The following is an 18,397-nucleotide window of genomic DNA, read 5'->3' as shown; positions in this document are numbered from 1 at the left end:
AACGGGGAGTGTGCCTATGCACGTTGCGGATATCATGACCACCCGATTGGCGACCATCGCCATGGACGACCGGCTCGAGACCATCAAGGAGATCTTTGACCAGGCGCCGTTTCGTCACCTGCTGGTGGTTGAGGAGGGGGAGTTGGTCGGTGTGCTGACCGACACCGACCTGTTTCAGGCGTTAAGCCCCTATCTGGGCTCCCAGACCGAGCAACTGCGCGACGTACAGACCCTGCACAAGCGGGCCCACCAGGTCATGACCCGCCACCCCATCACCGTCTCGCCGCGCATGTCGCTGCAAGCGGCCGCCAGCCTGATGCTGGACAAGGGGGTCTCCTGCCTGCCGGTTCTCGACAACGGCGAGCTGGTGGGGATCGTGACCTGGAAGGATCTGCTGCGCGCCAGCATCAATCAGGGCTGCTTTCAGGGCTGAGCGGGATCACCTTGAGGCGGTGGGAGTCAGCGCCCACCACCTTGACGGTGCTGCCGGCCGGCAGCGGCTCGTCGCAGATGACGCTCCACACCGTATCGTCGAGGCGTACCCGGCTCTGCCCCTGCGCCACGGCATCGAGCAGGATCACCTCCCGCCCCATGTACCCCTGTAGCCTTTGGTTGAGCCCGGACGCCGCATCGTGCGGCGCCTGATCGCGCCTATGCTGCCAGCACCACCACAGCCAGGTGGTGAGGGTGGCTTGCAGGGCAAACAATAGCCACTGCCCTTGCCAGCCAAAGGGGAAGAGCAGCAGCAGCAACCCCACCTCGAGGGCGGCGATGCCGGTCCACAGCAGCAGACCGACGCTGGTGCTCACCTCAATGACCAGCAGCAGGAAACCCAGCCCCAGCCAGTGCCAGTGGGAGAGGGTGGTCAGCCACTCGCTCATGCGCTCTTTCCATTGCGGCCGATGCCATTGGCCAGCAACTCGCCGATGCCGCCGATGGCGCCGATCAGCTGGCTGGCCTCAAGCGGCATCATCACCAGCTTGCTGTTGTCGCTCTCGCCGATACGGGTGAGCGCCTCGGTGTATTTCTGGGCCACGAAGTAGTTGATGGCCTGCACATCCCCCTTGGCGATGGCCTGGGAGACCATCTCGGTGGCGCGGGCTTCGGCCTCGGCGGCCCGTTCGCGCGCCTCGGCGGCGAGGAAGGCGGCCTGACGCTCACCCTCGGCCTTGAGGATCTGGGACTGCTTCTCCCCCTCGGCCTTGAGGATCTTCGACTGACGCACCCCCTCGGCTTCCAGGATCTCGGCGCGCTTCTGACGCTCAGCCTTCATCTGGGCGTTCATCGCCTCGACCAGATCGTGCGGCGGCTGTACATCGCGGATCTCGATACGGGTCACCTTGACCCCCCAGGGGGCGGTGGCGGCATCCATGGTGCGCAGCAACTTCTCGTTGATGGTGTCGCGCTGGGAGAGCATCTCGTCGAGCTCCATGGCGCCGAGCACGGTACGGATGTTGGTCATGGTCAGGTTGCGGATGGCGCTTAGCAGGTCGTTCACCTCATAGGCGGCGCGGTGCGCCTCGACCACCTGGACGAAGCTGATGGCGTCGATGGTGACGTTGGCGTTATCGCGGGAGATCACCTCCTGGGAGGGGATGTCGAGCACCTGCTCCATCACGCTGATCCTGTGGCCGACCCGGTCAATGAAGGGCACCAGCAGGTTGAGGCCGGGGGAGAGGGTGCGGGTATAACGGCCAAAGCGTTCCACGGTCCAGCTGTAGCCTTGCGGCACTATCTTGATGCCGGCGCTCAGGGTGACGATCACCATGACGACAAAAATGGCCAACACGATCAGGGGTTCATTCATCATCTTGCTCCTTTTGATGGATTATCAGCAGCTTATACCCCATAAGGGGAAAGGGCCAGCCATCAGACTGCACCAAATAGGGCCAATTGCACCAAATTGGCCCAAGAACTGTGCCGGATCGCCGCCTTTTCCTACTTATTCACCCTAAATCAGAATTGGCGCACAACTTGCTGTGTCATTGCTGTCCATCATTAGACTACAAATTGGAAGCGTATCGACACTGGCGTCTGCCCCACAGGGGGCGGGCGCCTTTTTATTGGTCTCGGAGGAGCAAGCCATGCGGAGTGTATGCGCCTATTGCGGCGTCGGCTGCGGCGTCAGGGTGGAGCAGGAGGCCGGCCAGTGGCGGCTGGCAGGGGATGAGGCCCATCCGGCCAACCGGGGGGCGTTGTGCATCAAGGGCAGCAGCCTGATCGAGAGTCTCGCCTTTCCCGAACGGCTGCTCTACCCGCGCTGGCAGGGGGAGCGGCTCACCTGGGAGGCGGCGCTCGACCGGCTGGCCGGCGAGCTGGCGCGCATCATAGGGGAGTCGGGGCCACAGAGCGTGGCGCTCTACCTCTCGGGCCAGCTCACCACGGAGGATTACTACGTCGCCAACAAATTGATGAAGGGCTTCATCGGCTCGCCCCACGTCGACACCAACTCGCGGCTGTGCATGTCGTCGGCCGTGGTGGCGCACCAGCGCGCCTTTGGCGAGGATCTGGTGCCCGCCTGCTACGAGGATCTCGAGCTGGCCGATCTGGTGGTGCTGACCGGCGCCAACACCGCCTGGACTCATCCCGTGCTGTTTCGCCGCCTGCAACAGGCGCGCGAGCGGCGCCCAGGGATGAAGCTGGTGGTGATCGACCCGCGCCAGACCATGACGGCGAGCCAGGGCGATCTGCACCTGCCGCTGCGCCCCGGCAGCGATGTGGCGCTGTGGAACGGCCTGTGCCGCTACCTGCTCGATCAGGGGCTGTGGGACAAGGCCTATGTGGCGCGCCACGTGGCCGAGTTTGACGGGCTGGCCGCCGAACTCGACCGCCCCTGCTGGCACCCCGAGGCGGTGGCCGCCGCCTGCGATCTGCCGCTTTGCGATCTGCTCGGCTTCTACCGCCTGTTTGGCGCCAACCCGCGCACCGTGACCCTGTTTTGTCAGGGGATCAACCAGTCCGAACGTGGGGTGGATCAGGCCGGCTGCATCATCAACGCCCACCTGCTGACCGGGCGCATCGGCAAGCCTGGGGCGGCCCCCTTCTCCATGACCGGCCAGCCCAACGCCATGGGCGGGCGCGAGGTGGGGGGGCTTGCGACCCAGCTCGCCGCCCACATGGGCTTTGACGAGGAGAGCCGCGATCGCCTCGCTCGCTTCTGGGGGGCGCCACGGCTGGTGAGCGGCCCCGGCCACAAGGCGGTGGCCCTGTTCGAGGCGCTGCACAAGGGGGAGATCCGCGCCCTCTGGGTGCTCGGCACCAACCCCGCCGTCTCCTTGCCCGACTCGCTGCGGGTACGCGAGGCGCTGGCCCGCTGCGAGCTGCTGGTGGTCTCCGATGTCACCGCCGACACCGACACCGCCCGGCTGGCCCACCTGCTGCTGCCGGCCGCCGCCTGGGGCGAGAAGGGGGGCACGGTCACCAACTCGGAGCGCACCATCAGCCGCCAGCGCGCCTTTCTGCCCCCGCCCGGCGAGGCGCGTCCCGACTGGTGGGCGCTGACCCAGCTGGCGCGCCGGTTGGGCTTTGCCGAGGCGTTCCCCTATGAGCACGAGCAGCAGATCTTCTGCGAGCATGCCGCCCTCTCGGGCTTTGAGAACGACGGGGCGCGCCAGTTCGATATCTCGGCACTGGCCCACCTGAGCCGCGAGCAGTATGAGGCGCTCACCCCCCTTCGCTGGCCAGTCAACGCCGCACACCCCGACGGCTGCGATCGGCTGTTTGCCGATGGCCGCTTCGCCACGGCCGATGGTCGGGCCCGGCTGGTGGTGGCGGCGCCGCCCGCCGATCCGTTGCAGGTCGAGCCCGGCGAGGGGCTGCCACTGCTGCTCAACTCGGGGCGGCTGCGCGATCAGTGGCACACCATGACCCGCACCGGCCACGTGGCTCGGCTGCAAGAGTCCGAGCCCTGGCCCACCCTGCGGCTGGGGCCGGCCAGCCTGCTGGCGCTGGGGGCCGAGCCGGGCGCCCTGCTGCACCTGCGCAGTGCCCAAGGGGAGGCCCACGCCCTGGCGGCCCGCGACGAGGGGCTGCGCGAGGGGGAGGCCTTCTTGCCGATGCACTGGAGCGAGAGCTACGCCGTGGGCAGCGGGGTCAACCGCCTGCTGGCGCCTAGGGTCGATCCCCTCTCGGGCCAGCCCGCCTTTAAGCAGGAGGCGGTGCGGGTGAGCCTGCGCCCTCTGCGCTGGCAGGGGCTCTGGCTCGGGCCGCAGGCGTGGGGGCTGCCGGTCGACTGGTGGGCGCGGCGCCCCCTGGTGGGGGCGGTCGGCGGCGGGGTGTGCCAGTGGCTGGCGAGCTGGAGCGAAGGCGATGACGCCTGCTGGGCTCGGCTGAGCGCCGGGGGCAACTGGCTGCGGCTGCCCCAGGCCAAGGGATGGCTCGCCATCGAGCTGGCCCAGGGGCGGATCGCCAGCCTGCTGCTGGTGACGCCCGATCCCATGAAGGTGCGCAGCGACAGCCTAGCCAGCCTGCTCGGCGCCCCGCTACAGGCCGATGCCCTCATCGCCACCCTGGATCAGGCGCTGGCCGGCGCCAGCCGGCTGGTCTGCTCCTGCCTGCGGGTGAGCGAGCGGCAGATCCTCGATGCCATCGCACAGCAGGGGATCGGCGAGGTGGCCGGCCTGCAAGCCTTGCTCGGCTGCGGCAGCAACTGCGGCACCTGCCTGCCCGAGGTGGCGCGCCTGCTGGCTTGCCAGCAGGGGTGAGCCAGGCGCCGCCAGTCGGCTCTACCCCTCTACCCCCTGATAGATAAAAAGGGGGTAGATTCAATAAGTTGGTCTCCATGTTGCGTGACGAGTCATCAGCAATGTCACTCACGGAAGAGACCATGACTCCTAGCACACTGCAGAGCGGCGCAAGCCGCTCCCTGCTGCTTGTTCACGCCGACGACCCGGTGCAGGCCAACCGCCTCGCCGCCCTCTGTAGCCACTACGGCCACCGCGCCCGCATCCTCGATCGCCATGCCCTGCTGCGCGAAGAGGCAGCCGATGGCCTGCTGGTGAGCTGCCGCCGCTACAGCGCCGACATCCGCCTCGCCCTGACCGGTCGCCCGGCGCTACCGCGGGTGCTGTTTTGCAGCCGCCTCGGGGCGGCCGAGCAGGAGGCGCTGCTGGCCAGCGGGGTCTGGCTGGTGCCGCACGGCTGTGGCGAGCAGGAGCGTATCGAATCCTGGCTGACCCTGGCGCGTCAGCTGCAACAGATGCTGGCCGAGGGGGCCCAGCGCGAGCAGGCGCTGGAACAAAAGCTCGAGGAGCGGCGGCTGGTGGAGCAGGCCAAGGGGCAGCTGATGCGCCTGCACGGGCTCGACGAGGAGGCGGCCTACCGCCTGCTGCGCCGAACCGCCATGGATCAGGGCAAGAGCCTGGCCACCCTGGCGCGCCAGCTGTTGCAGGTGATGGGGTGCTGACCAAACTGGTGCAGGGGTGACCCGAATTGGCGCAGTTGGCCCCGCACCTTGGCGGGAAAAGGGCGAGCGGGCCCGCAGTGACACGCCAGATAGCAGGGTGAGGCTATAAATCTGACGCCACAGGAACAAGCTGGCACGCAATGTGAATAAGTCATAGAGCAAGACAAGGCTGCCAGCCCTTCGGGGAGCACCTTCACACTACCGCCGCCTGACCGCATCAGGCTCAGGGCAACGTCGCCCCACCGATCCCGCATCGGTGGGGCGTTTTTTTTGGCTCCATCGCCGGCAACGGCGTCAGCGGTGGTGCCGCCGTCACACAGGGAGGACGCGTGATGCGCATGAGAATATGGGGGGCACTGTGCTTTGCCCTGCTGCTGGGCACATCGGCTCACGCCGAGCTGGGGCCGCCGGAGAAAGAGACGCTGCGCCTTGGCTTTATCAAGCTGGCCGACATGGCGCCGCTGGCGGTGGCCTACGAGAAGGGGTTCTTCGAGGATGAGGGGCTCTACGTCACCCTGGAGCCGCAGGCCAACTGGAAGGTGCTGCTCGATCGGGTGATCGGCGGCGAGCTGGACGGCGCCCAGATGCTGGCCGGCCAGCCGCTGGCGGCCCACGTGGGCATCGGCACCCAGGCCGAGCTGGTCACCGCGCTCTCCCTCGATCGCAACGGCAACGCCATCACGGTGGCAAACGCGGTCTGGCAGCAGATGCAGCCGGCGCTGGCCGGCCAGACAGGCGCGGTGAGCTCGGCGGCCCTCAAGCCGGTGGTGGCGCAGTACCGCAGCCAGGGTAAGCCGTTCAACATGGGCATGGTGTTCCCTGTCTCCCCCCACAACTACGAGCTGCGCTATTGGCTGGCGGCCGGCGGCCTGCATCCGGGCTTCTACGCCCCGGCGCGCGGCGACAACGCGGGCCAGATCCAGGCCGACGTGCTGCTCTCGGTCACGCCGCCGCCGCAGATGCCGGCCACCCTGGAGGCGGGCACCATCATGGGGTACAGCGTCGGCGAGCCGTGGAACCAGCAGGCGCTGGCCAAGGGGCTGGGGGTGCCGGTCATCACCGATGCCGAGATCTGGCACTCCAACCCGGAGAAGGTGCTGGGGGTGACCCGGGCGTTCGCCGAGCGCTACCCCAACACCCATGTGCGGCTGATCAAGGCGCTGCTGCGCGCCGCCCGCTGGCTCGACGAGGGGGAGAACCGCAACCGGGCCGAGGCGGCCAAGCTGCTGGCCCGCCCCGACTACGTGGGGGCCGACGAGCAGGTGCTGCGCGCCTCCATGACCGGCACCTTCCGCTACGGCAAGGGAGACGAGCGCCCGGCTCCCGACTTCACCCTCTTTTTCCGCCATCAGGCGAGCTACCCCTACTACTCGGACGCGGTCTGGCTGCTGACCCAGATGCGCCGCTGGGGCCAGATCCCGACCGGCCAGAGCGACGCCTGGTATGACGAGGTGGCCCGCGCCGTCTACCGCCCCGATGTCTACCGCCAGGCCGCCGAGGCGCTGGTGGCCGAGGGCAAGTTCAAGGCCGACGAGTTTGTCGACTTTGCCAACGAGAGCGGCTATCGGGCGCCGGATGCGGGCTTTATCGACGGCCACCGCTTCGATGGCCGCCGCCCCAACGACTACCTCAGCCAGTTCCCCATCGGCCTCAAGGGCGATGAGCGGGTGCAATGAACAAGGAGCGCAACATGACCCTCAACTTCTGCAAAGGCCTGCTCTGGCCCCTATTGGGCGGCGCCCTGTTCCTGCTGCTGTGGCAGTGGGGGGCGGGCCAGGTCAACACCTCGCTCGGCGCCCTGCCCGGCCCGCTCGCCACCCTGAGCCAGGCCGGCCAGCTTGGCGAGGAGTTTCTGGCCGAGCGCGAGCGCGAACAGGCCTTCATGGCGCGCCAGGCCAAGCGCAACGCCGAGCGGCTGGCCGCCGATCCGGCTGCTACGGTGCGTCTGGTGCCCTACACAGGACGCCCCACCTTCGTCAGCCAGGTGCTCACTAGCCTGCGCACCGTGCTGCTCGGCTTTGGTCTGGCGACCCTGATCGCGGTGCCGCTCGGCATCCTGCTGGGCATGAATCCGCGCCTCTATCAGGCGGTCAATCCGCTGGTGCAGGTGCTCAAGCCCATCTCGCCGCTCGCCTGGCTGCCGCTCATCACCCTGGTGGTGAGCGCCCTCTACGCCAGTGGCGATCCGGCCTTCTCCAAGTCGTTTCTCATCTCGGCGGCGACCGTGGCCCTGTGCTCGCTCTGGCCGACCCTGATCAACACGGCGGTGGGGGTGAGCGGGATCGATCCGGATCTGGGCAACGTCAGCCGGGTGCTGCGCCTCTCTTGGCCGACCCATGTGCGCCGCATCGTGCTGCCGGGGGCGTTGCCGATGATCTTCACCGGCCTGCGCCTCTCCCTCGGGGTGGCCTGGATGGTGCTGATCGCGGCCGAGATGCTGGCCCAGAACCCAGGGCTCGGCAAGTTCGTGTGGGACGAGTTTCAAAGCGGCGGCGCCAGCTCGCTGGCCCGCATCATGGTGGCGGTGCTGACCATCGGCCTCATCGGCTGCGGTCTCGACCGCCTGATGCTGGCGTTGCAGCAGCGCTGGTCGTGGGACAAGCGCGCGGCGCTGCGCTGAATCAGGAGGCGATGGATGAACACATTTTTGCAGATGAGCGATCTGGGGGTGGGCTTTGCCACCGAGCGCGGCTACTTCGAGGCGTTGACCCAGGTCAACCTGCGCATCGAGCGCGGCGAGTTTATCTCCCTCATCGGCCACTCCGGCTGTGGCAAGAGCACCCTGCTCAACCTGGTGGCGGGGCTGTGCGATCCGACCCGTGGCGGCGTCATCTTAGAGGGGCGCGAGGTGCGCGGCCCCGGCCCGGAGCGGGCCATGGTGTTCCAGCACCACGCCCTGCTGCCCTGGCTCTCGGTGTTCGAGAACGTGGCGCTGGCGGTGCGCCAGGTGGAGTCTGGCCGCGCCAGGGTCAGCGAGCGGGTGATGGAGTTTCTCACCCTGGTGCAGATGGATCACGCGGCCCACAAGATGCCCCACGAGATCTCGGGGGGGATGAAGCAGCGGGTCGGCATAGCGCGGGCCCTCTCGCTCAGCCCCAAGGTGCTGCTGATGGACGAGCCGTTCGGGGCGCTCGACGCCCTGACCCGCGCCCACCTGCAAGACGCCCTGATGGCGATTCAGGCCCGGCTTGGCACCACCGTCATCATGGTGACCCACGACGTGGACGAGGCGGTGCTGCTGTCGGATCGCATCGTCATGCTCAGCAACGGCCCGAGCGCCACCATCGGCGAGGTGCTGGCGGTGCCGCTGGCGCGGCCACGGGATCGGGTGGCGCTGGCCGACGATCACCACTACCACAGGCTGCGCCAGCAGGTGCTGCGCTTTTTGTACGAGAAACAGCGCAAGGTGACCCCGCTCAAGGGGGAAGAGAACAAGACACAGACCGGCAAATTGCGGGCCTGAGCAAGCGAGGAGAACAGGGATGAACAAACAGCGACTGGTGGTGGTGGGCAACGGCATGGTCGGCCACCACTTCGTGGAGCAACTGGTGGCCGCTGGCGCGTTGGCGCAGTTCGAGCTGACCGTGCTCGGCGCCGAGGCCGATCCGGCCTATGACAGGGTGCACCTCTCCGAGGTGTTTGGCGGGCGCGCCCCCGAGGCGCTGCGGCTGGCCGATCCGGCCTGGTACGCCGGCCACGACATCGACTTGCGCCTCGGCGCCGCGGTGGAGGCCATCGACCGGGGGCGGCAGCAGGTGATCCTCGGCAACGGCGAGGCCATCGACTATGACCGGCTGGTGCTGGCCACCGGCTCGGTGCCCTTCGTGCCGCCCGTGCCGGGGCGTGAGCGCAGCCATTGCTTCGTCTATCGCACCCTCGGCGATCTGGCCGCCATCCGCGAGGCGTGTGCCCATGCCCGCAGCGGCGTGGTGATTGGCGGCGGCCTGCTCGGGCTGGAGGCGGCCAACGCCCTGCGCCTGCTCGGGCTCAAGACCCACGTGGTGGAGTTTGCTCCGCGCCTGATGCCGGTGCAGCTCGACGAGCTGGGCGGCGAGCTGTTGGCCAGCAAGATTGGCGAGCTGGGGGTGGCGGTACACCTTGGCAAGGCCACCGAGTGCATTGTCGACGGCGAGCAGGCGCGCCATCGGCTGGAGTTTGCCGACGGCAGCCACCTCGAGTGCGACGTGCTGCTCTTCTCGGCCGGGATCCGCCCCGCCGATGCCCTGGCGCGCGGCGCCGGGCTGGCGGTGGGGGAGCGCGGCGGCATCGTCATCGACGAGCAGTGCCAGAGCTCCGATCCCGCCATCCTCGCCATCGGCGAGTGCGCCCTGTGGCAGGGGCGCATTTTCGGCCTGGTGGCCCCCGGCTACCAGATGGCGCGCGCCGCGGTGGCCACCCTGTGTGGCGGTGAGAGCCGCTTTGGCGGGGCCGACATGTCGACCAAGCTCAAGCTGATGGGGGTGGACGTGGGGGCCATCGGCGATGGTCACGGGGCCACGCCGGGGGCCCAGACCCTGCTGCTGCTCGATCGCAGCGGCGGCGTCTACAAGAAGCTGGTGGTGGACGAGCGCGGTGAGCGGCTGCTCGGCGCCATCCTGGTGGGGGACGGCAGCGACTACGATCGGCTGCTCGCCTACTACCAGCAGGGGATGGCGCTGCCCACCCCGGTGCTGGCCCTGCTCACCGGAGAAGGGGAGGCGGCCGCCGCCCCGCTCACCCTGCCGGACAGTGCGACCCTCTGCTCGTGCCACAACGTGAGCAAGGCCGCCGTGGTGGCGGCGGTGCGCGAGGGGCATCACGAGCTGGGCCAGATCAAGGGGGTGACCCGCGCCGGCACTGGCTGCGGCGGTTGCAGCAACCTGCTCAAGCAGGTGCTGGATCAGACCCTGAGCGAGCTCGGGCTTGAGACCAACCACCACCTGTGCGAGCACTTCGCCTTCAGCCGGCAGGAGCTGTGCCACCTGATCCGGGTCGAGCAGATCCGCGATTTTGACAGCCTGCTGGCGCGCCACGGCCAGGGGCTCGGCTGCGAGGTGTGCAAGCCGGCGATCGCTTCCATCCTCGCCTCGCTCTGGAACGAGCACGTGCTGGCCAAGCCGCACCGGGCGCTGCAAGACACCAATGACCGCTTCCTTGCCAACGTGCAGCGCGACGGTACCTATTCGGTGGTGCCGCGCATCGCCGGCGGCGAGATCACCCCGCGCGGCCTCATCATCCTCGGCGAGATTGCCGAGCGCTACGGCCTGTTTACCAAGATCACCGGCGGCCAGCGCATCGACATGCTGGGGGCGCGTCGGGATCAGCTGCCGGCCATCTGGGGCGAGCTGGTGGCGGCGGGGTTTGAGACCGGCCAGGCCTACGGCAAGTCGGTGCGCACGGTGAAGTCTTGCGTCGGCTCCACCTGGTGCCGCTACGGGGTACAGGACTCGCTGGCCATGACCCAGCAGCTGGAGCACCGTTACAAGGGGCTGCGCGCCCCGCACAAGCTCAAGTTCGCCGTCTCCGGCTGCACCCGCGAATGCGCCGAGGCCCAGAGCAAGGACATCGGCGTCATCGCCACCGAGCGCGGCTGGAACCTCTATGTCTGCGGCAACGGTGGCATGCGTCCGCGCCACGCCGATCTGTTTGCCACCGATCTCGATGATCAGACCCTGATCCGCTACATCGACCGGCTGCTGATGTTCTACGTGCGCACCGGCGATCGCCTGCAACGCACCTCGGTCTGGCTCGAGGGGATGGAAGGGGGACTCGACTACCTGAAGGGGGTCATCATCGACGATCGGCTCGGCATCGGCGCCGAGCTGGAGGCCGCCATGGCCTCGGTGGTGGGCAGCTGGGAGTGCGAGTGGAAGGCGACCCTGGCCGACCCGGACAAGCTGCGCCTGTTTGAGGCGCACCTCAACGCCCCCGAGGAGCCCACCCCGCCACGGCGCGCCGCGCGCGGCCAGTGGGTGCCGGCGATCGACATCAAGGAGGTGGTATGACGACACAAGCGATGCAATGGCTGCCGGCGTGCGAGCTGGCGGCGCTGGAAGAGGGGCTGGGGCGCAGCCTGCTGCACGGCGGCGAGGTGGTGGCCCTGTTTCGTTGCGGCGGCGCCGTCTATGCCATCGACGGGGTTGACCCGGTCTCGGGCGTGGCGGTGATGGCGCTGGGGCTGGTGGGAGACTGCCAGGGGGAGCCCATGGTGGCGTCCCCCCTCTACAAGCAGCGCTACTCGCTGCGCGATGGCCGCTGCCTTGACAACCCGGCGCTGGGGCTGCGCCCCTGGCCGGTGAAGGTCGACGGCGAGCGGGTCTGGCTGGCCGTCCCGGCGCGCTAGCCTCTTTTCGGTCCCCGCGTTCGCGGGGGCCGCTTCCCCCGTTTGCCATCTCGCGGCAAAGCATATTCCCGAAAGATATAAATGAACGTTCTTTATTATTTTATCGCACTCACTTAACCCACTAGAGTGCGCTCATCAGGTATGGAGAGGTGCAAGATGGATTATCTGCCGATGTTTGCCAAGTTGGATGGTCGCAAGGTGCTGCTGGTGGGCGGGGGCGATGTGGCCCTGCGCAAGGCGCGCCTGTTGCTGGCCGCAGGCAGCCGCCTCACCCTGATCGCCCCCGAACTCGATGCCGGTTTTGCCGACGTCGCCGGGCGCTTTACCCACATTCCCGAGGCGTTTCGCCCCGAGCACCTCGACGGCCAGCTGCTGGCGGTGGCCGCCACCGACAGCTTGGCGGTTAACGCCCTAGTCTATCAGAGCGCCAACCAGCGCGGCCTGTTTGTCAACGTGGTCGACGATCCGGCCCGCTCCAGCTTCATCTTCCCCTCCATCATCGATCGCAGCCCCATCATGGTGGCGGTCTCCAGCGGCGGCAAGGCGCCGGTGCTGGTGCGCCTCTTGCGCGAGCGGCTCGAGAGCCTGCTGCCGGCCCACCTCGGCGGCCTTGCCACCCTCTCCGGGCGCATCCGCGAGCGCGCCAAGCGGGCGCTCACCACCCTAGTGGCCCGTCGCCGCTTCTGGGAGCGGGCCTACGCCTCCAACACCCTCGGTGGCCTCATCGAGAAGGGGGAGTGGGAGCAGGCCGAGGCCTGGCTCGATGACGAACTGACCCAATCCGGCCGGACGGCGGGCGAGGTGGTGCTGGTCGGCGCCGGCCCAGGGGACGCGGGTCTGCTGACCCTCAAGGGGCTGCAACAGATCCAGCAGGCCGAGGTGGTGCTCTATGACCAGCTGGTTTCGCCCGAGATCCTCAATCTGGTGCGCCGCGACGCCACCTTGGTGTCGGTCGGCAAGAAGGCCGGCGCCCACAGCGTGCCGCAGGAGGAGACCAACCGCCTGCTGGTGGAGTACGCCAAGGCGGGCCAGCGGGTGGTGCGTCTGAAAGGGGGCGATCCCTTCATGTTTGGTCGTGGCGGCGAGGAGTTGCAGGTGCTGGCCGAGGCGGGCATCCCCTTCTCCGTGGTGCCCGGCATCACGGCCGCCGCCGGGGCTACCGCCTACGCCGGCATTCCGCTCACCCACCGCGACTTTGCCCAGAGCGCCACCTTCATCACCGGTCACTGCCAGGCCGAGGGCAGCCAGCCCGACTGGCCGGCGCTGGCCGCCGGCAACCAGACCCTGGTCATCTACATGGGGCTGATGAAAAGCGAACTTATCCAGCAGCAGCTGATTGCCCACGGCCGCGCCGCCGAGACGCCGATCGCCATCATCGAGCGCGGCACCACGGCGCGTCAGCGTACCCTGGTGGGGCGCCTTGAGCAACTGGCCACCCTGGCCGCCGAGGCCGAGAGCCCTGCGCTCATCGTGGTGGGGCAGGTGGTGAGATTGCATGAACAACTGGCCTGGTTTGGCGAGCGCGCCGAGCCGGCCCCCCTCGGGCTGGTCAAGCTGGCCTGATCCCGAACCCGTAAGCAACGACGTGATGAATGACCGAGGAGTCGACATGGACCGCGAAAGATTGACCCACTTGCAGCAGCTGGAAGCGGAGAGCATCCACATCATCCGCGAGGTGGCTGCCGAGTTTGACAACCCCGTCATGCTCTACTCCATCGGCAAGGACTCCTCCGTCATGCTGCACCTGGCCCGCAAGGCCTTCTATCCGGGCAAGATCCCCTTCCCCTTGCTGCACGTTGACACCGACTGGAAGTTCAAGGAGATGATCCGCTTTCGCGACGAGACCGCCAAGAAGTACGGGCTGGATCTCATCGTGCACAAGAACCCGGAGGGGCTGGCCATGGGCATCAACCCCTTCGTGCACGGCAGCGCCAAGCACACCGACATCATGAAGACCGAGGGGCTCAAGCAGGCGCTCAACCACTACGGTTTCGACGCCGCCTTCGGCGGGGCGCGCCGCGACGAGGAGAAGTCCCGTGCCAAGGAGCGGGTCTATTCGTTCCGTGACGCCCACCACCGCTGGGACCCGAAGAACCAGCGTCCCGAGCTGTGGCGCACCTACAACGGCCAGGTGAACAAGGGCGAGAGCATCCGCGTCTTCCCCCTCTCCAACTGGACCGAGCTCGACATCTGGCAATACATCTACCTCGAGAACATCGACATCGTGCCCCTCTACTTCGCGGCCAAGCGCCCTGTGGTGGAGCGCGGCGGCATCAAGATCATGGTGGACGACGAACGCATGCCCATCGGCCCCGACGATGAGGTGCGCCAGGAGCTGGTGCGTTTTCGTACCCTCGGCTGCTACCCCCTGACCGGGGCCATCGAGTCGAATGCCACCACCCTCACCGAGATCATCGAGGAGATGCTGCTGACCACCTCGAGCGAGCGGCAGGGACGCCTCATCGACCACGACCAGTCGGGCTCGATGGAGCAGAAGAAGCGCCAGGGATATTTCTAAGGAGTTGCCATGAATTCTTACGTCAAGACCGCCCTCGAGAGCGAAGGGATCGAGGCCTACCTCAAGGCCCAGGAGAACAAGAGCCTGCTGCGTTTTCTCACCTGCGGCAGCGTGGACGATGGCAAGAGCACCCTCATCGGGCGCCTGCTGCACGACTCCCAGCAGATCTATGAAGATCAGTTAAAGGCGCTCGAATCTGACAGCCAGAAGCTCGGCACTACCGGTGAGAAGCTGGATCTGGCGCTCTTGGTCGACGGCTTGCAGGCCGAGCGCGAGCAGGGGATCACCATCGACGTGGCTTATCGCTACTTCTCGACCGCCAAGCGCAAGTTCATCATCGCCGACACCCCGGGCCACGAGCAGTACACCCGTAACATGGCGACCGGCGCCTCCACCTGCGATCTGGCGATCATCCTGATCGACGCCCGCAAGGGGGTGCTCGATCAGACCCGCCGCCACAGCTTTATCGCCAGCCTGCTCGGCATCAAGCAGTTTGTGGTGGCGGTCAACAAGATGGATCTGGTTGAGTTCAGCGAGGCTCGCTTCGATGAGATCAGCCGCGACTACCGCGCCTTTGCCAGCCAGCTCGATGTGGAGACCATCCACCTGGTGCCGGTCTCGGCTCTGGACGGCGACAACGTGGTCAACCAGAGCGCCCAGATGCCCTGGTATCAGGGCGAGCCGCTGCTCTCCCTGCTCGAGAGCGCCGACGTGGAGCACGATCTCGAGCGCCACCCGGTGCGTCTGCCGGTGCAGTACGTCAATCGCCCCAACCTCGATTTTCGCGGCTTTGCCGGCACCCTGGCGTCGGGGGTATTGAAGGTCGGCGACCGGCTGGCGGTGCTGCCGTCGGGCAAGCAGAGCACGGTCAAGCGCATCGTCACCTTCGATGGGGATCTCGAGCGCGCCCTGCCGGGCCAAGCCATCACCATCACCCTGGCCGATGAGATCGACATCAGCCGTGGCGATCTGCTGGTGGCCGCCGAGCACCCGCCCGTGGTGTCGCGCCGCCTGCTGGCCCACATCGTCTGGATGGGGGAGCAGCCCCTGCAAGCGGGCCGCAGCTACGCCATCAAGCTCGCCACCAAGAAGAGCCGTGGCGAGGTGGCGGCCATTCGCCACCGCATCGACATCAACAACCTCGAAGAGCACGCCGCCGATGCGCTCAGGCTCAACGAGATCGGCCTGTGCGAGCTGAGCCTGACCGAGCCGGTGGCGTTCGACCCCTATCGCGACATCCGCGATACCGGCAGCTTCATCCTCATCGATCGCCTCTCCAACGTCACGGTCGGGGCCGGCATGATAGTGCAGGCGCTGGACGAGGTGGCGGCCAAGACGAGCGTCAGCGAGTTTGAGCTCGAGCTCAACGCCCTCATTCGCAAGCACTTCCCGCACTGGCAGGCGCTCGATATCTCTCGGGGGCAGGGATGAATCACATCGTCTGGCACCCCCATGCGGTGACCAAGCAGGAGAGAAGCAGGGCCAAGGAGCAGCGCCCCTTGGTGATCTGGTTCACCGGCCTCTCGGGGGCGGGTAAGTCCACCCTGGCCGGCGCCCTGGAAGAGGCGCTGGCGGGGCTTGGCAAGCACACCTATCTGCTCGATGGGGACAACGTGCGCCACGGCCTGTGCGGCGATCTCGGCTTTGACGAAGCGGCGCGGCGCGAGAACATCCGCCGGGTGGGGGAGGTGGCAAAACTCATGGTGGACGCCGGCCTCATCGTGCTCACCGCCTTTATCTCCCCCTACCGGGAGGAGCGCGACTTGGTGCGCAATCTCTTGGGGGAGGGGGAGTTTGTCGAGGTGTTTGTCGACGCGCCCCTGAGCCTGTGCGAAGAGCGCGACCCCAAGGGGCTCTACAAGAAGGCGCGCGCCGGCGAAATTCGTAATTTCACCGGCATCGACTCCGCTTATGAGGCGCCGCTCAACCCCGAGGTACATCTGCACAACGACGGCGCGCCGGTGCCGGTACTGGTGGAGACCTTGCTGGCGGCCTTGAGGCAGCGGGGGTTGATCGACTAGGGGCGACTTGTGAGCTTGTCGCGGGAAAGCCCGCACCAATGGGGTTTATCAATAAGCGAGGGGGCCAAGGCCCCCTTTTCATTTCCTCAGCTGAGGGGGGATGGATGTGGCTGCGCCACATGCGATGTGAGGGGGGACTAGGGAGTAGGGGGCAATAAGCGCAGCACATTGCACCGGGTGAGTAGAATGCGGCGTTGCCGCATAGGACGCGAGGAGTTCCTCCTCGAAGGGATTTCGCCCGCCCACTTGGAGGAGCTCGGCCGAGCTCCTGACCCACGACAAGAATCACAATCCCTGCGGGATTGCCGCTACGCGGCGTTTCTCCCGCCCTGCGGGCTGTGGCGAGTGACTTTTCTTTGCGTGGCCAAAGAAAAGTCACCAAAAGAAAGCCCCCCCGCTGATTCGCTCTCCTTCGTCGAGTCCCCTCACCTCAGCCACAGCACCGACGGTACGCGCCGACGGGCCCTCCATGGCCCGCCGCCGCTCGCTCGACATCCCTGTCTCGCGACCTAGTGCTGTGGCCTCGTCTCGGCGAATCAGAGGGGGAGTCAACACCGTGCCCAGCTGTGACTGAGGGGGCTCTGTTTTGTTGGCCGCTACGCGGCGCTCAGAACGGTAGGTGTCCCAAATTTCGTTGATAAGAGAGGGCGCTAGGGCCCTCTCTTTCTTTCCCTATTGGTTCGCTGTGATTTAGTACGGCAGTGCCGCACTAAAGTGATGTCGTTTTGCTCCATAGTGTCGAGTGTTGCACTCCTTCCATGGATTCTGAGCCCGGCTGAACACCTCTGTGCTGGTATAAATTTCACACACTTTTAGATCATCTGTGCGACTGACGGTGTCCCATAAACAGAGGTTTCTGATGGGTTCGAATAGTGCTTGATGTTACTTTGTATTAATTTTTGATTAATCAAGGACATATCATTCAATGTCGCGCAAGGCCGCTAAAGTTGGGGATATTGGGACGGATCATGATGGCTTTCACCCTACCGCCATCATCGAAGGTTCATCAGATGTATTCATTGATGGCATCCCCGCTGCTCGGGTTGGTGACGCTCTGGCCCCTCATGACAAACCCAAAAATCCCCCGCATCCTCGCTCCATTGCATCAGGCTCTTCTACTGTCTTCATCAATGGTAAGCCTGCTGCCCTAACAGGTAGTGCGGTTGATTGTGGAGGTGTGATTATCGGCTCGGGAACTGTAGTGATTGGAGATCAAGCCTCAGCAGCAAGAGCGGCCCCAGTCCCACAACCCGCTGAACCGGTAGAGATCCCAGCTAACAGCGGTTACTGGCCTCCCTATGATTTTGCCCAAGGTAAGCACCTCGAAGTTGTTTACACTGATGCACCAACTGACATTGCTGTATTGTCACTAGAAGAGGCTAAAGAGCTGCTACAGACGCTTTACTCTGAGATGGGCGGCAAGGATGCTTTGGGGACGACCAAGAACTACCACGATTTAGTAGACGGCATTAAAACCGCGACTCAGACAGCACGTGGATTAGGTGGAATTGGTGTTATCTCTTACACAAAGAACATCAAGGGCATCGATTATGTGATCATCAAGAACTATCGCCGTCATGCTCAAACCTTGATGAAAGGGAACAAATGGAAAGCGAGTAATCCTAGAGTTGTTCAAATTGGTATCGGTTTGAATGATGTAAAAGGGGCTGCTCGATGGGTCAAGGTAAATGCGGGGATCGAAGTAGCCTTTGCTGTCGGAGTGAATGCTGCTGATTACATCTTGCGCGATGAAGCGACTTTAGCCGAGTTTATTGGTAATAGTTCTGGCGACATAATCAAAGGTATGACAACGCTTGTAACTATGTCTCTAGTCGTTGCGACAATACCGGTATCTGGCATTCTTATAACTGGAACTCTCTTTGCGTTTGGGTCGTTCTATATGGGAACAGTATTAGATGATTTAGACGAACGTTATGGATTCTCCAAAGAGATTGGAAACGCGATGAAGAGGCTAGTTGAGTGATACATATTATTAGACTGATCATTGCAGCAGCTTTTATTTTGGGTGGTATATGGCAAGTATCAGATAACTTACATGCTGCATTTTCAAATGACCTAGATTCATTCAGGGTTAGTGGTATTGCAAACATTTGGGCATCTTTTTGTGCCCC

14 protein-coding genes and 1 pseudogene are annotated in these 18,397 nt (G+C 65.5%); 13 read left to right on the top strand and 2 right to left on the bottom strand.

The annotated features are described in order from the left end of the window. The first annotated feature begins 16 nt into the window (after positions 1-16). Entirely contained in the window at positions 17-433 is a 417-nt protein-coding gene (locus tag BN1134_RS15400) for a CBS domain-containing protein (RefSeq protein WP_042048290.1), read from the top strand. On the opposite strand, the gene BN1134_RS15395 is transcribed toward BN1134_RS15400, so the two are convergent. Both BN1134_RS15395 and BN1134_RS15390 read right to left on the bottom strand, forming a co-directional pair. After that, the gene (locus BN1134_RS15395; protein ID WP_042048289.1) at positions 408-881 is read right to left on the bottom strand and encodes an NfeD family protein; all 474 of its coding nucleotides are present in this window, start codon (positions 879-881) and stop codon (positions 408-410) included. The two genes, BN1134_RS15400 and BN1134_RS15395, sit on opposite strands and share 26 nt — an antisense overlap. Continuing rightward, positions 878-1,807: an SPFH domain-containing protein gene (locus BN1134_RS15390; RefSeq protein ID WP_042048287.1), complete on the bottom strand. Its 930-nt coding sequence runs from the start codon at positions 1,805-1,807 to the stop codon at positions 878-880. Before BN1134_RS15390 ends, BN1134_RS15395 begins: the two co-directional genes overlap by 4 nt. Before the next feature lie 277 nt (positions 1,808-2,084). On the opposite strand from BN1134_RS15390, the gene BN1134_RS15385 reads away from it, so the two are divergent. The 12 genes and pseudogenes from BN1134_RS15385 to BN1134_RS20365 all read left to right on the top strand — a co-directional run. Then, positions 2,085-4,703, top strand: coding sequence for a nitrate reductase (locus tag BN1134_RS15385; protein ID WP_042048286.1), 2,619 nt, complete (start codon positions 2,085-2,087; stop codon positions 4,701-4,703). Between the two features lie 122 nt (positions 4,704-4,825). After that, positions 4,826-5,404 (top strand): ANTAR domain-containing response regulator, encoded by a 579-nt coding sequence (locus tag BN1134_RS15380; protein WP_042048285.1) that lies wholly within the window; start codon positions 4,826-4,828, stop codon positions 5,402-5,404. Positions 5,405-5,736: 332 nt separating this feature from the next. Then, positions 5,737-7,080, top strand: a complete 1,344-nt coding sequence (locus BN1134_RS15375; protein ID WP_084214836.1) for a CmpA/NrtA family ABC transporter substrate-binding protein — start codon at positions 5,737-5,739, stop codon at positions 7,078-7,080. Positions 7,081-7,094: 14 nt separating this feature from the next. After that, entirely contained in the window at positions 7,095-8,024 is a 930-nt protein-coding gene (locus BN1134_RS15370) for an ABC transporter permease (RefSeq protein WP_156991827.1), read from the top strand. Positions 8,025-8,039: 15 nt separating this feature from the next. After that, the gene (locus tag BN1134_RS15365) at positions 8,040-8,867 is read left to right on the top strand and encodes an ABC transporter ATP-binding protein (protein ID WP_042048283.1); all 828 of its coding nucleotides are present in this window, start codon (positions 8,040-8,042) and stop codon (positions 8,865-8,867) included. Positions 8,868-8,886: 19 nt separating this feature from the next. Continuing rightward, complete coding sequence (nirB, locus tag BN1134_RS15360; RefSeq protein ID WP_042048281.1) at positions 8,887-11,388, top strand: nitrite reductase large subunit NirB; 2,502 nt, start codon at positions 8,887-8,889, stop codon at positions 11,386-11,388. Then, the gene (gene nirD, locus BN1134_RS15355; RefSeq protein WP_052449510.1) at positions 11,385-11,726 is read left to right on the top strand and encodes a nitrite reductase small subunit NirD; all 342 of its coding nucleotides are present in this window, start codon (positions 11,385-11,387) and stop codon (positions 11,724-11,726) included. The genes nirB and nirD overlap by 4 nt, the downstream gene beginning before the upstream one ends. A gap of 156 nt (positions 11,727-11,882) precedes the next feature. Then, complete coding sequence (gene cysG, locus BN1134_RS15350) at positions 11,883-13,289, top strand: siroheme synthase CysG (protein WP_042048280.1); 1,407 nt, start codon at positions 11,883-11,885, stop codon at positions 13,287-13,289. A 25-nt stretch (positions 13,290-13,314) separates the two neighbouring features. Continuing rightward, positions 13,315-14,244, top strand: coding sequence for a sulfate adenylyltransferase subunit CysD (gene cysD / locus BN1134_RS15345; RefSeq protein WP_269746977.1), 930 nt, complete (start codon positions 13,315-13,317; stop codon positions 14,242-14,244). 9 nt (positions 14,245-14,253) lie between these two features. Then, the gene (gene cysN / locus BN1134_RS15340; RefSeq protein ID WP_042048278.1) at positions 14,254-15,675 is read left to right on the top strand and encodes a sulfate adenylyltransferase subunit CysN; all 1,422 of its coding nucleotides are present in this window, start codon (positions 14,254-14,256) and stop codon (positions 15,673-15,675) included. Then, positions 15,672-16,265 carry an adenylyl-sulfate kinase gene (gene cysC / locus BN1134_RS15335; RefSeq protein ID WP_042048277.1) on the top strand — a complete coding sequence of 198 codons (594 nt, stop codon included), beginning with the start codon at positions 15,672-15,674 and terminating at the stop codon, positions 16,263-16,265. The genes cysN and cysC overlap by 4 nt, the downstream gene beginning before the upstream one ends. A 922-nt stretch (positions 16,266-17,187) precedes the next feature. Next, a pseudogene (locus BN1134_RS20365) lies at positions 17,188-18,249 on the top strand (type VI secretion system PAAR protein); the annotation flags it as partial. Between the last annotated feature and the right edge of the window lie 148 nt (positions 18,250-18,397).

The organism is Aeromonas simiae, assembly GCF_000820125.1.
Classification (GTDB): Bacteria; Pseudomonadota; Gammaproteobacteria; order Enterobacterales; family Aeromonadaceae; genus Aeromonas; species Aeromonas simiae.
Note: the sequence above shows the minus strand (reverse complement) of the source record. Positions and strands in the feature narration are given on the sequence as shown.